This window comes from Paenibacillus sp. FSL R5-0517 (genome assembly GCF_037974355.1).
Classification (GTDB): Bacteria; Bacillota; Bacilli; order Paenibacillales; family Paenibacillaceae; genus Paenibacillus.
Genome location: NZ_CP150235.1, coordinates 4,584,166 through 4,597,375, shown reverse-complemented (window position 1 = coordinate 4,597,375; position 13,210 = coordinate 4,584,166). Strand labels below are relative to the sequence as shown.

Sequence of the window (13,210 nt, the reverse complement as noted above, 5' to 3'; positions counted from 1 at the left end):
CAAGCGATATGCTCCATTAAACCAACGCTGGGACTTATCGTCCGAACAATCTCATGCACTATAAGCGATGCATAGACGAGAGTTATACAACGCTGCCCACTTTAATATCCGTCCGTCTCACGACTTCGCTTCTGCACTTGCTCGACACTTGGTTCATGTTTCGGTTGAACTGTCGCACTATCATCGGTTGGCACTGACGCCAGTCCTTCCGCCACACGGCGCCCGTAATCCGCATCTGCTTGGGTAAAATGAGAGATCATGCGCTCCCGGATATCCGGTTTGCATTGGGCCAGAGCATCGACCATGTTGCTGATCAGCTCATCCCGCTCCCAATCCTCGAATGCCCGGTACGTATCCCCGGCTTGTCCAAAATCATTCGTACGTTCGATCTTCTCACGCACCAGCCTGCCTTCCACCAACGGTTCATGTTCCGGGCCGCGTGGCGCCGCTTCTTTTAACCCACCAAGAGAGGAGGGTTCGTAGTTCACATGCGGATTCTGCCCCGGTGCACGATCCACCTGATACTGCATCTGTCCGCCGCTTTGATTCGTCGCAACACGGTTCTTCGGCGCATTCACAGGCAGTTGCAGGTAGTTCGCACCGACCCGGTGACGCTGGGTATCCGAATAGGAGAAGGTGCGTCCCTGCAGCAGCTTGTCATCCGAGAAATCCAGCCCGTCCACCAATACACCTGTACCAAATGCCGCTTGCTCCACTTCATTGAAATAATCTTCGGGATTACGGTTCAACGTCATTTTGCCAACGGGTAGAAACGGAAACTGATCCTGCGGCCACAACTTGGTTGGGTCCAACGGGTCAAAGTCCAGCTCCGGGTGCTCGCCATCTTCCATCACCTGAACGCACAGCTCCCATTCGGGATATTCGCCTTGTTCAATGGCATGATACAGATCCAGCGTGGCATGGTTGAAATTCTGCCCCTGAATCTCGCTCGCATCTTTTTGCAACAGGTTACGTATGCCTTGATTCAGCGGTTCCCAGTGGTATTTGATGAGCACGCCCGTGCCTTCCTGATTGACCCATTTGTATGTATTGACACCCGACCCTTGCATCTGACGGTAATTGGCCGGAATACCCCAAGGGGAGAAGAGGAACGTCACCATATGGGTTGCTTCGGGACTGAGTGAGACAAAATCGAAAAACCGCTCCATATCCTGTGCGTTGGTCAACGGGTCGGGTTTGAAGGCGTGTACCATATCCGGGAACTTGAGCGGATCACGAATGAAAAAGATTTTCAGGTTGTTACCGACGAGATCCCAGTTGCCATCTTCGGTATAAAATTTGACGGCAAAGCCACGCGGGTCCCGCAGCGTCTCGGGAGAGTGTCCACCGTGAATAACCGTTGAGAATCGAACGAATACGGGGGTTTCTTTTCCTTTTTCCTGAAACAGACGTGCACGTGTATATTTGGATACCGGTTCATTCCCGGCCGTTCCATACGCTTCAAATACGCCATGAGCACCAGCACCCCGGGCATGCACAACCCGTTCCGGAATACGTTCGCGGTCGAAGTGAGTGATCTTTTCGAGAAAGTGATAGTTCTCCAGTGTTGTCGGTCCACGGCTGCCCACGGTTCGTACGTTCTGATTGTCTGTGATGGGGTGACCCTGTCGGTCCGTTAAAGTCTCGCTTGATTGGTCTGAGGAATGCTCGGATTGTGAAGAATGGTTATCCATAGAGTGGAACGCCACCTTTCCTTAAGTTGGATTCCTGTATATATTTTCCCTGTGGGCAGGTTCTATACATTATGGCAACCAACGAACATCTAAACGACCTTTTGAAAAAGCTAATCAACTGCCCTTCGATTTCCTCGTAAAAAAAGCTTGTCATCAACCTTACTGCGTGAGATAATTAACTTTTGCCCTGCGGCCTTTTTTGAACGGAAAATGAAAGAGGACCGCGTCTAAGAATGGAGGCTGACCTAGGATTGTCTACACAACGTTATCCTTTTGCATATGATCCGGCTGAACCTTTTGTATCCCGTCTGGGAGAGTGGGTAGCCGATGTTTTTTACGATATTTTGCCAGAGTCCGGCTTCGAGGTACGGGATGAACAGATTTTTATGGCATACCAGCTCGAACGGGCCTATGGAGATAAAAAGACCATTATGGCGGAGGCCGGAGTAGGAACAGGTAAGACGTTAGTTTATCTGCTCTACGCGGTCTGTTATGCACGTTATACGGGCAAACCGGCGGTGATCGCCTGTGCCGATGAGTCCTTGATTGAACAGCTTGTGAAGCCTGGCGGAGATATTGCGAAGCTGGCTGCACATCTGGATCTGGAAGTGGACGCACGTCTGGGCAAGTCCCCGGACCAATACGTCTGTCTGAACAAATTAAGTGCGGTGCGATTCGCCGATGAGGATGCGCCTGTTATTGAAGAAGTGCACGAGAGTTTGCCGGATTTTGTGAACACGCCGGGTACACTTCAGGCTTTCCATCCGTATGGTGACCGCAAACAGTACCCACATCTGAATGATCGTCAGTGGAACAAAATCAACTGGGACCCGTTCCAGGATTGTTTTGTTTGTCCAAAAAGACAACGCTGCGGCCTGACGCTGTCGCGTGACCATTACCGTCGTTCCAAAGACATCATCATCTGTTCCCATGATTACTACATGGAGCATGTGTGGACGTATGATGCGCGCAAACGTGAGGGACAACTGCCACTGCTGCCTGATCACAGCTCGGTTGTATTTGATGAAGGACATTTGCTGGAAGAAGCAGCCCTGAACGCACTGAGTTACAAGCTGAAACACCGCATCTTCGAGGAACTCGTGACTCGCCTGCTTGAAGGAGAGATTCGTGAATCCCTCGCCGAGCGTGTGGATGAAGCCATTGAGAGCAGTGAGCGATTGTTTGCGTTGCTCGATACGTATACGGTGGCGATTCCGGGATCGGAACGGAAAGAAGTTCGGGTAGAAGCTCCGCTTCTGCGTGAGATTGAACGTCTGACCAACGTATTGGATGCCATTGGCGAAGAATTGGTATTCGAAAGTGGATTGTTCTCGCTGGATGGGTACCAGATGCGTGTCGTTGAAGAACATTTGGACATGATTCAGTCTGCACTTGCGTTGTTCCGTAAGGAAGATGGTTATATCTGCTGGGCGGAAGAGAGTGAAGACGAGACGACATTATCGATCATGCCGCGTACGGTGAAGGAAATGCTGAATGAGCGTGTGTTCAACACAGGTATTCCAATCGTGTTCTCCTCTGCAACTTTATCTGTGGATAGTTCATTCCGTTATGTGGCGGACAGCCTGGGCATTGATGATTTTGTATCGTTCTCGGTGGCTTCCCCGTATGATTATGCGGACAAAATGAAGATGAAAATTACCGATGAAGCTGTACCGGGTCACCCGGAGAACGAAAATCGCATGCGCGACGCAGTATCCATGCTTCAGGAGAGTGGGGGACGTGCGCTGATCCTGTTCCGTACGATGGAAGAATTGCGCGCGTTCAAGCAGGACATTGTTCATGTGCCAGAAGCAGAAGGTTTGCGCTTTATGTATGAGGGTGATCGGGAGATCAGTGATCTGATCGCGGCATTCCAGCAGGATGAGGAGAGTGTGCTGTGCTCCGTCAATCTGTGGGAAGGACTGGATGTTCCAGGACCGTCATTATCCAATGTCATGATCTGGTCGCTTCCATATCCACCACAGGACCCTGTGTTCAATGCAAAACGCAGTGCGTCGGCTGCACCATACGAAGAGATCGATCTTCCGTATATGCTTCTGCGAGTAAAGCAAGGTCTTGGACGTCTGATTCGGACAAGCACGGATTCCGGTTCCGCAGTCATTCTCGATGAATCGCTGTATACCAAAAAGGAAGCCAAAGACCGCATTGCGGCTCTGCTCCCTGAAGGTGTGGAATGGACAACCCTGACACACTAATGACTGAATTCTAAATCATACAAAATCGTACTAAATCCTACATGTACATTGAATTATACGTTCTAACCGGGCCGAGATGGCTCCCATCAGAAAAAAGCTCTTGTTCTCTGCGGATGCACCATCCGTATGTGAGCAAGAGCTTATTTTTTATTTTGATGGTTCCTTCAATGTACTTCTCTTCCCTTTTTTTCGAGGGATTTCCCCTCGCTCCTCGCTACCAATCGCTCCAAAATTCTAACGAACCTATCATACCTTATTGGGGTGATAATGAAGAGATGTAAATTCTAACGAATCTCAGTAACGTTATCCCGCCGAAAATAGCTTCTAAGCCCGTAAATCAACCCAATTCGGGGAAATAACGCCGCTGTGATTCGTTACACTTCAAACCTGCATAAATAGGAGCGAATAGCGTGTCTCAGGTTCATTAGAAGCAATGAGCGCTAAATGAACAATACATGTGTGAGTACTAAATGAATGCTCATAAGGGAGGGCCTCTGTCAAGCTTATAACTTATGGGCTCATGGCTTGTGGGACATGGAAGCCCCTTTTTGACGTGTAAAGATGTTAGCTGTGTTAAAAAATATCCATGCTCAGATACCGTTCCCCGGTATCCGGCGCAATGCAGAGCACCCGGTGCCCTGGCCCCAGTTCCTTCGCGATGCGAAGGGAGGCCCACACCGAAGCGCCAGAGGAAGGGCCGAGCAACAGCCCTTCCCGGGCAGCAAGCTGCCGCATCGTATCCAGTGCGTCCTCATCGGACACTTGGATGATGGCATCCCACACGTCGGTATTCAGGATGTCCGGAATGAACCCCGGACTTGTACCGACGAGCTTGTGTGGTCCGGGCTCGCCACCGGACAACACCGGAGAACCTTTGGGCTCCACCGCATAGATACGGATATCGGGCAACTGCTTACGCAGTTCTTCCCCGGTTCCCGTAATTGTTCCGCCAGTTCCCGCCGTAGCGATGAAGGCGTCCAGCCTGCCATCCATCTGCTGCATAATCTCGGGAGCTGTCGTGATCCGGTGAATATCTGGGTTCGCCGGATTCTCGAATTGCTGCGGAATGAAACTTCCCGGAATGTCTGCCTGAAGTTCTTTCGCTTTGCGAATCGCACCTGGCATCCGCTCCGCAGCAGGGGTGAGCACCACATCTGCGCCGTAGGCTTTCAGGATGTTGATGCGTTCCTTGGACATGTTGTCCGGCATGATTAGGATGGCTTTATATCCTTTGGCAGCGGCATTCATCGCCAAACCAATCCCGGTATTGCCACTGGTTGGTTCGATAATGGTTGCGCCGGGTAGCAAGTGTCCCGCACGTTCAGCTTGAAGTATCAGGTTATAGGCGGCACGGTCTTTGACGCTGCCGCTGGGGTTGAAGTATTCCAGTTTCACGTATACGTCAGCGGAGTCGCTGCCTGTGAGTCGGTTCAGTTTAACGGCAGGTGTCTGGCCGATCAGTTCAGTTACATCTGCAGCAATGCCTGTATGTGCTTGTGTTCGTTTAATCGAATGTGTATTCAGATCCATGAAGTACAGCTCCTTGATTGATAAGACGTTGAGAGATATCCAGTTGAACTCAAACCCTAAGGAACAATCTGTCTGCCATGAATGGCAGGATGCTTGTTTTAGTATAGGAATTGAATTTAGATCATGCCTTATTGGAATGGTTGGTTATCTCTCCTCCATCTTAATGAACATAACCTTCTGTGGTCAACTTGTTTTGAATTAAGCGGAGGGCGCGGAATCATACGAGCAGTGAATCGGACGAAGCGAGTAGGAGTTGGATTCAAGCGTAATGACGGATGGACGCAGATCCATATGTGTTTGGATAACAACAGGCGTATGCTCCGGTTCAATAGGAACAGAGTTGCATCAGCTCTGTGCCAAGTCCATCTGCAGATGCCGACTGAGTTCTTTTTTGACTTCATTGCGTGCGAACGTCCATAACATATAGAACCGTTGCCAATACCCCCTGCACATATACAGAGTTTCGATACCATCAGCTTCACGATTCTCTTCCAGAACTTTGACACCGCGAATTCTCATCTGCTTGCGAAGACCCAACATCTCCTTGAGCACATTGTTCTGAATACGTGTCAGCGAAAGAATGTAGACTTCAGGCATCTTAAGCATAAGTGTATCCAACGTTCGAATATCTCGCTCAAGTACATCCAGCAATAGGGTGCGTACAACCAAACCTTTAATTAGACGATGGTCTTCATCCGCAGGGGATGGGGCGGAAGTTGAGGATGTCATATGTTCACTTCCTTAACCTATAATTGTAAATTTTTATTTACAGAACATGTGTTCCTATATTATAATCAATATATGTAATGGAGATACACAATACAACCGAGAAATATTGGAAGCAAGCACTAACGTATTTTCCTGAGGATACAGATCGTGTATGAGGCTAAGGATTTGAGGACAAGCCTGCTCCAAAATTAGGTATAATTTATGGGTTTTGCAGGAAACCTAAGGCCATAAACCAAATAAGCATTATGCAATGCGCCTACTACAGAAGTAATAACAAGCAATGAATTTTTGCAATCAACTGCAATAATCATCTAAGGCTGGCTTGCCTTAATACGCTGATGCTATGACAACAAGAAAAAGCAATTCACTCTACTAAAAATGTGCAACAAAAAAGCCCCTGCCTTGGGCGGCGGGGCCTATGGAATACTGCCGATTCAGCGGCAGGTTTAATGACGTGTTTAAGAAATTAAGCAAGATATTGAGGCTTTTCGTAGAACGCCTCTTTTTCAAGGATGACCTTATAAGGTCTTTCCTTGCCCTTAAGGGAGGGCCCAATAGTCGTTAGCGGTACGGCCGGCTTGTGGAAACGATCTTCTTCCTTGGGTTCCGGAACCGGTCGTGATGATTCGGGCGCAGAACTGAGGCGTACCTTTTTCTCGCTGCCCCAGCGCTTGCTTATTTTTTTCGTTTCCGGTTTCATTCCGGTTCGCCTCCTAACAAATCGTTGATGGCGTTGAACAGTTGACGATTCTGTAGGTCAATCTGCTGAAAAACCGCCTCATCCGCTTCAATATGTCCAATAATGTGAACGGTGATTACATACCTCTTGGCTACAGGATAGCATAGCAGATACTCTTTCTCAAGGTAATCATCATATAGGTTGATCTTGATCTTGTTCTCCCGGTAAGAATCAATCACCAGGATGCGCTTGGGATCATCCGGTTGTTTGTCGTCATTAGCGGACAAGTCATACTTTCTCCCCGGTTCTCCAACATTACCACATAATTGCTCAATATAACCACTGTCATCTGTACGGTATATGGCTGTGCCACGTACAGCGAATGGAGGATGAGAGACAAAGGCAGTACGCAGGGCATCACTCATTCGTTCCAGCATTTTGGCATCTGCTTTGCGGGTACGCAGCAATTCCCTAAAGAACCGCAGCAACTTAAGCAATTGTAACCTTGCTTCTCCCTCGGTGCGTTTATGCTTCTCAATGATGTTCTCCAATTCCGGATCACTCCAGCGTCCTTGTTCCTCAATACTGTCTGCAATCTTGGAACATGCCACGGACACGGCTGGTGCCCACTTTCCGTCAGAACGGATTTCATATACGAGTGGATTTAATCCCAGCAGATCTGTGGGCATCCGCAATCCTTCGATCTTGGTCGTGTCCTTGATGTCCGTAATATCTTCAGGAAGAATGAAAAAAATACGCTTTCGTCCCAGACGACCCATAAACAGACCCATTTCAAGCATTGTATTATCCCGGACCGACGCGTAGTACTTCCCGCGAATCTTGGATATATCATCCGGATGAAAAATAAAAATCGCAAAGTCAGTCGTACGTACCTCTACTTCCAGATCGTCCATGGTATAGCTGCTTGGATTAAAAACCCCGGAATACCAAGGGGTAACTTCAGCTGAAAAACGTAAGTTTTCGTGTACTGCGGCTGCAATCGGCTTCGCTTCCAGCGAGCAGCCAATAAAGACTCTTGGCTTTAACGTTTTCATCAATCCGCCTCGCTTAAACGGTAGTGGGATTCAATTGTTATATTATACCATAAACAGCAGAGTAAGTCTGGAAACGTCTGAACTGGACAAATCATAAGCCGATTACGTTTGCTATAGTGTATGTGTGAAAGGGAGATGATTCCTTTAAAAAGTACAAGAAAATAAAAAAAGGCCCCAATTTGTCACAGTTGGGTGACTGACAGTTATTTTTGGAAGCTTTGGTCATAGAATAAAGGAGCAGGTTGCACCATTAGCAAGCATTGCTACTCCTGGTGTGCCCGTACGACTGCTGGAGCAGCCCAGATGCTGCTTTATGCGCATATTTGACGGGTCCGCTGTTTAGACCCGGTCACGTTGGTGTTATATAATAGAAGAACAAGCAAGTTAGCTTTGGTGTTTAAGCAGAATCTTTACATGGTAACGAAGAGTGCAGAACCCGTCTGAAGAAACGAAGTGCTCGCCTTTATCAACGGATTTTCCCATTTAAAATATGGGATCAAAAAAATCCGTGGATAACAGCGATCGGAAGAGGGTACTGTTATCGATGTATTATAGTGTAAAGTATAATGTTTAACCAAGCACAGCTAACCACAACAGAACAGAAAGGATCAGGATACCATGAGTCCCCGAAGGACAATCTCCCCAAGGACAATCTGGAAACGTTACGATCTCTCATACACATAGCGCCCCTTGTAGAGTACATCAACCGGTTCAAAAAAACGGCTGACTCTGCGAAAGAGGGGATTGGAATGAATATTCGAAGGACACACACGATGATTTCTTCCAGGCTTGCCTTTTGCAGGGTACGGTCGGTCTAAAAAACCAACCTACAAACTGCGAGGGAACCTGAATGAAGAGAACATCGTTAACCTTACAACACGTTAAAACAGAGGCGATCAAATTCGCCATTATGCTGCTCGGTACGTTTATTTTAGCTTTTGCCTATTATCACATTAACTTTCAGAATCATTTATCGGAGGGCGGATTTGTCGGTCTGGCCCTGCTCGGAAAATACGCAACAGGCTTATCACCTGCCATCGGTATGTTGCTGCTCGACATTCCGGTCATGATCCTGGCCTGGTTCCTCAAAGGCTGGAAATTCATGATTCAGGCATTGCTTGGCGTCGCTGCATTTTCCCTATTCTATGACGGCTTTGAACGATACTCCACACTGGTGATGTCGTTTAACGGAAATCTGTGGATTCCGGCAGTTCTATCCGGTATATTGACTGGGGTAGGCGCTGGGATTGTGCTTCGATTCGGCGGAGCGACAGGCGGAGACGATATTCTCGCCGTGCTGGTTAGCCGCTGGAAGGGATGGAAGCTGGGAACCGTTTTCTTTGTCAGTGATGCTTTTGTATTGGGATTGTCACTTTTCTTTCTTCCGGTAAAAGAAACTTTATATACGATTCTGGCCGTATGGATCGCCAGTAAAGTCATCACGTACGTCGTTAGTGTTCCGGCTCGCGGAACCGTGGTAACGACTTCGGCTGTGAAATTGCCGATGCCATCGGCTGCAGCCAAAGCAGTTAATGCTGCTGCTGTTTCACAGCGGACTACGGTGGCTAGAGGGGTATCCCATTGATCTTACGTTTCAGAATAATCATAACCTGTATGGATCTTGTTGAGATCTTAATTGACGGTTACGTTCATACAAAATCCCTTTTGACTGCATGTCAGCAGCAAAAGGGATTTTGTTGTTTTCGTCCAGATCATGATTAATTATTCGCTGAACTGTAGAATAACAGCCAACAATGAATACGGCCATTTTCCGGTGTCATGCAATTCATTCAAGGCTTAATCGAAGAAGCAATCTGCCCATCCTGATTATGGATAATGGCGCGAATATGTTGATGGCTACTGCGTTTTTTAGCTTCATCCACAGCTTCAGCTTTCGTTTCAAATGTAGACAGATAGGTAGACTTTCCTTCTTCCTTAATTGCCCAACCGGAGTCGGTAGGCACCACATGAATGTTGTCATGACTCTTGGACGATGAGACAGGTTCGGAATGCCGACGCTGCGTGGAAGATGACTCTTTATGGTTAGAATTTTCGGAAGAAGATGTGGAGTTCGATTTCGAGCCTTCCGGTGAGGGATGATTTTCATCCCATTCTTCCGCCTTAGCTGTCGCTATGGCAATCGAACGTCCTTCCTCATACCCGTCTTGAAGCAGCGCATTCGCAATCTCAATTGCTTTGTGTCTGACACGTGGTTCCAGGTTCTTCATGGATACCGGATAATCCTGTTTGTTCCAAGGCATATGAATCCCTCCTGTACAATAATGGATTAGTTGTATATTACCCTGTGAGGGAAGAGATAAACGATGAAGAGGAACGGGAAGAAGCAGAGCTAAAAGCTTTCTGTGAAAAGCTACTCCGTAAGCATAAAGGAATCAAAAGAATCTGGGGATAACAGCGATCGGAAGGTTGTTCTGTCATCGGAGTGTCAAGTGTAAATATACTTTAGTACAACGAATATAGAAGGATCTCGTTCCTATACTTTTAGAACACAGAAGAGTATAATGCTGTGCATGAAAGAAATAAGTTCAACAAAAGGAAGATAAAGGAGTACATACATATGTTTAGCCTCAGTCTGGCAATACCGATGATATTCACTATGTTGATTCATGCAGCAGACAGCCTATCTTATGCACTTCGTCTAGGTGGCTTGCGTACGCGCAGAATCGCGCTAGCCATTTCATTGGCTGGTATTTTGCTGTTGGTTTCTCGAACTTCCAATATGGCTCAGGGTCCGATGGTAGGTAATCTGGTGGATACCGCAACACGTGGAGCTAATCCTCACTTTGCAGCACAACTACATTGGCTGATGGGGGCGGCTACCATCGGAACCGCATTAGCCATATTGTGTTTCCCGACCATGGTTAAACTCTCATCCCGAATGGTCGTGCATTTTGAAGCAGCAGGTTCCATTCCTGTGATGGTTCGTGGGATGTTGAAGCGAAGCAAGATTAGAAATGCAATGTATTACATCACTCCGCCATCCTGGAAGATGGCCAAACGATTGGTACAGCATGGGATGCCAAGACGATTAATGATGCTGAATGTAGCGGTAACCGCAATCTACACCACGGGTGTCCTGTCCAGCTTATATGCAGCGTACCTTTACCCCGGTCAGGCTGTAGCTGCCTCTCAATCGACCGGGCTAATTAATGGCATAGCGACTATTATGCTAACTATCCTGATTGATCCGCGGATTTCCTTGCTCAGTGACCGATCATTACGTGGCGAGATCCGTTTGGATCGCATGAACCAGATTTATGGCTGTATGCTCGTTTCCCGTTTATTCGGTACACTGGTGGCACAGCTGTTATTAATTCCATTTGCGTATTGGATTGGTTGGATTGTAAATATGATGTGATTGTAAAGTACCAAAAAGAGCAGCGGGATCATCCCACTGCTCTTTTTGGTATTCAAACTTATTGGAAAAGGACGGCGTACTCACCGTATCCTTCTTTTTGAAGGTCTTCTTTGGGTACAAAACGAAGTGCCGCAGAGTTGATGCAATAACGCATTCCACCAGCTTCAGCAGGACCATCATTGAACAGGTGACCCAGATGGGAATCCCCCTCACGACTTCTCACTTCGGTACGAATCATGAAGTGACTGAGATCGGTTTTTTCCTTCACATTGTGGTCACGCAATGGACGTGTGAAGCTCGGCCAGCCGCAACCCGAATCGTATTTGTCAGTAGAACTGAACAATGGCTCGCCGGATACGATGTCCACATAGATCCCGTCACCGTGGTGATCCCAGAATTCGTTATGGAATGCAGGTTCGGTCGCGCTGTTCTGGGTCACTTCATATTGAAGCGGCGTCAGACGCTCTTTCAGTCCGTCTTTGTCCACCTTGCCGGACCAGTTGCGTTCGATGAAATCTACGCGTCCAGAACCTTTGCTGTACCGTTTGTAGTGGGCAGGGTTCTTCCGGTGATAATTCTGGTGATGTTCTTCGGCTTCATAGAACGGTTTGGCTGGCAAGATCGGCGTGAAGATGGGTTTGTCAAAACGCCCGCTTTGTCCCAGCTCCGCTTTGGACGCTTCGGCAATCTGACGCTGCTCTTCGCTGTGATAGAAGATGGCCGTCTGATAGGAAGATCCGCGGTCATGGAATTGCCCGCCTGTATCCGTAGGGTCGATCTGCTGCCAGAACAGTTCAACCAGTTTCTTATAAGGGAAGATGGCAGGGTCGAATGTAATTTGCACAGCCTCTACATGTCCTGTTGTCTCCGAGCAGACCTCTTCATATGTTGGATTCTCGGTATGTCCTCCTGTATAACCCGATACAATCTTGTGAATACCGGGCAGTTCTTCAAAGGGGGATACCATACACCAGAAGCATCCGCCTGCAAAAGTTGCTAACTCACTTGAATGTTGTTCCATGCTATAGTCACTCCATTTCTGATGAAGATTTAGCGCTCGTGTTCGAGCTCCAGCAATCTACCATTTTTATTAACCTGTTAACACAAGCACAGGGCTTGCTCTTCTATTATATCCTGAATTGGCAAGCCAACCAAGCAGGATTGAAAACAAACTGGATCTGAATACTTGCGAATTTCTGAATTCAGGCTTTGTTGCGTGACCGAAAGCGAAATAGGAGCAATACAATGGCCATGAACACCAGGTATCCGGCAAGGATCGCCAAGCTCAGCCAGATCGAGGTTTCAGCCTGTGCACCTGCATAGGCAAAAACAAAAATCGCGGGCATTTTGCCAATAGCCGTAGCAACCATGAAGACCCAGAATGGCGTATACGTTATACCTGCGTAGATATTAACGGCCATCTGAGGCACGACCGGCAACAAGCGCATCGACATAACACCCATAAACGGATGTGCTTCCATCCATGTGGTAAAACGGCTCAGACCCCGAATGCGTTCGAGGTACGATCTCGCCTGATGTCTGAAGATGGTTCTTGCTCCGCCATAGACGACCATGGCAGCAAGTGTAGTGCCAAGCCAGCATATCCAGGCTGCCGTGGTGGTACCGTAACTATAACCAAAGGCGATAATAACAAACTTATAAGGAATTACAGGCACAAGAGCAAACAATGTTGCCATGGCGAGTAACAGCGGAATGGACTGATGAAGATCGGTCCAGGCCAGCAGTTCATATCTGTAAATAAACGTGACTCCTGCAAGTAAAACATATAACAGAAGCCATAACCATTTTCGCAAAATCCCAAACGCTCCTTTCAGATCAGGCAGGTCTAGTCGTGTCCCGATCTGTACTGCTTTTCATTATAAGTTTACCACGTTCGCTTATGGTCTGAACAATTCGTGAGAAGTCTG

11 protein-coding genes are annotated in these 13,210 nt (G+C 47.7%); 3 read left to right on the top strand and 8 right to left on the bottom strand.

What is annotated here, in order from left to right; genetic code table 11:
- Positions 1-101: 101 nt before the first annotated feature.
- The gene (locus MKX40_RS20435; protein WP_339235587.1) at positions 102-1,694 is read right to left on the bottom strand and encodes a catalase; all 1,593 of its coding nucleotides are present in this window, start codon (positions 1,692-1,694) and stop codon (positions 102-104) included.
- A gap of 251 nt (positions 1,695-1,945) precedes the next feature.
- On the opposite strand from MKX40_RS20435, the gene MKX40_RS20430 reads away from it, so the two are divergent.
- Positions 1,946-3,910: an ATP-dependent DNA helicase gene (locus MKX40_RS20430; protein WP_339235584.1), complete on the top strand. Its 1,965-nt coding sequence runs from the start codon at positions 1,946-1,948 to the stop codon at positions 3,908-3,910.
- 573 nt (positions 3,911-4,483) lie between these two features.
- Here MKX40_RS20430 and cysK read toward each other — a convergent pair.
- The 4 genes from cysK to MKX40_RS20410 form a co-directional block, all read right to left on the bottom strand.
- A complete protein-coding gene (gene cysK, locus MKX40_RS20425; RefSeq protein ID WP_339235581.1) occupies positions 4,484-5,440 on the bottom strand; it encodes a cysteine synthase A in 957 nt (318 codons plus the stop codon).
- A gap of 345 nt (positions 5,441-5,785) precedes the next feature.
- Positions 5,786-6,169: a hypothetical protein gene (locus MKX40_RS20420; protein ID WP_253438912.1), complete on the bottom strand. Its 384-nt coding sequence runs from the start codon at positions 6,167-6,169 to the stop codon at positions 5,786-5,788.
- A gap of 466 nt (positions 6,170-6,635) precedes the next feature.
- Entirely contained in the window at positions 6,636-6,869 is a 234-nt protein-coding gene (locus MKX40_RS20415) for a hypothetical protein (RefSeq protein ID WP_017687536.1), read from the bottom strand.
- Entirely contained in the window at positions 6,866-7,903 is a 1,038-nt protein-coding gene (locus MKX40_RS20410) for a nucleotide-binding protein (RefSeq protein WP_339235578.1), read from the bottom strand. Before MKX40_RS20410 ends, MKX40_RS20415 begins: the two co-directional genes overlap by 4 nt.
- 850 nt (positions 7,904-8,753) lie before the next feature.
- Here MKX40_RS20410 and MKX40_RS20405 point away from each other — a divergent pair.
- A complete protein-coding gene (locus MKX40_RS20405; RefSeq protein ID WP_339235576.1) occupies positions 8,754-9,488 on the top strand; it encodes a YitT family protein in 735 nt (244 codons plus the stop codon).
- Between the two features lie 205 nt (positions 9,489-9,693).
- Here MKX40_RS20405 and MKX40_RS20400 read toward each other — a convergent pair whose 3' ends face one another.
- A complete protein-coding gene (locus tag MKX40_RS20400) occupies positions 9,694-10,164 on the bottom strand; it encodes a DUF2188 domain-containing protein (RefSeq protein WP_339235574.1) in 471 nt (156 codons plus the stop codon).
- A 317-nt stretch (positions 10,165-10,481) separates the two neighbouring features.
- On the opposite strand from MKX40_RS20400, the gene MKX40_RS20395 reads away from it, so the two are divergent.
- Positions 10,482-11,282: a lipid II flippase Amj family protein gene (locus MKX40_RS20395; RefSeq protein ID WP_339235572.1), complete on the top strand. Its 801-nt coding sequence runs from the start codon at positions 10,482-10,484 to the stop codon at positions 11,280-11,282.
- A gap of 58 nt (positions 11,283-11,340) precedes the next feature.
- On the opposite strand, the gene msrA is transcribed toward MKX40_RS20395, so the two are convergent.
- Together msrA and MKX40_RS20385 are read right to left on the bottom strand one after the other, a co-directional pair.
- Positions 11,341-12,303 carry a peptide-methionine (S)-S-oxide reductase MsrA gene (gene msrA / locus MKX40_RS20390; RefSeq protein WP_339235569.1) on the bottom strand — a complete coding sequence of 321 codons (963 nt, stop codon included), beginning with the start codon at positions 12,301-12,303 and terminating at the stop codon, positions 11,341-11,343.
- A gap of 181 nt (positions 12,304-12,484) precedes the next feature.
- Positions 12,485-13,096, bottom strand: a complete 612-nt coding sequence (locus MKX40_RS20385) for a VTT domain-containing protein (protein WP_339235567.1) — start codon at positions 13,094-13,096, stop codon at positions 12,485-12,487.
- Positions 13,097-13,210: the final 114 nt, after the last annotated feature.

What these genes read in the sequence shown, in the direction of transcription:
- MKX40_RS20435 (WP_339235587.1), bottom strand. Translation starts at nt 1,694, where the DNA reads ATGGATAACCATTCTTCACAATCCGAGCATTCCTCAGACCAATCAAGC.
- cysK (WP_339235581.1), bottom strand. Translation starts at nt 5,440, where the DNA reads ATGGATCTGAATACACATTCGATTAAACGAACACAAGCACATACAGGC.
- MKX40_RS20420 (WP_253438912.1), bottom strand. Translation starts at nt 6,169, where the DNA reads ATGACATCCTCAACTTCCGCCCCATCCCCTGCGGATGAAGACCATCGT.
- MKX40_RS20415 (WP_017687536.1), bottom strand. Translation starts at nt 6,869, where the DNA reads ATGAAACCGGAAACGAAAAAAATAAGCAAGCGCTGGGGCAGCGAGAAA.
- MKX40_RS20410 (WP_339235578.1), bottom strand. Translation starts at nt 7,903, where the DNA reads ATGAAAACGTTAAAGCCAAGAGTCTTTATTGGCTGCTCGCTGGAAGCG.
- MKX40_RS20405 (WP_339235576.1), top strand. Translation starts at nt 8,754, where the DNA reads ATGAAGAGAACATCGTTAACCTTACAACACGTTAAAACAGAGGCGATC.
- MKX40_RS20400 (WP_339235574.1), bottom strand. Translation starts at nt 10,164, where the DNA reads ATGCCTTGGAACAAACAGGATTATCCGGTATCCATGAAGAACCTGGAA.
- MKX40_RS20395 (WP_339235572.1), top strand. Translation starts at nt 10,482, where the DNA reads ATGTTTAGCCTCAGTCTGGCAATACCGATGATATTCACTATGTTGATT.
- msrA (WP_339235569.1), bottom strand. Translation starts at nt 12,303, where the DNA reads ATGGAACAACATTCAAGTGAGTTAGCAACTTTTGCAGGCGGATGCTTC.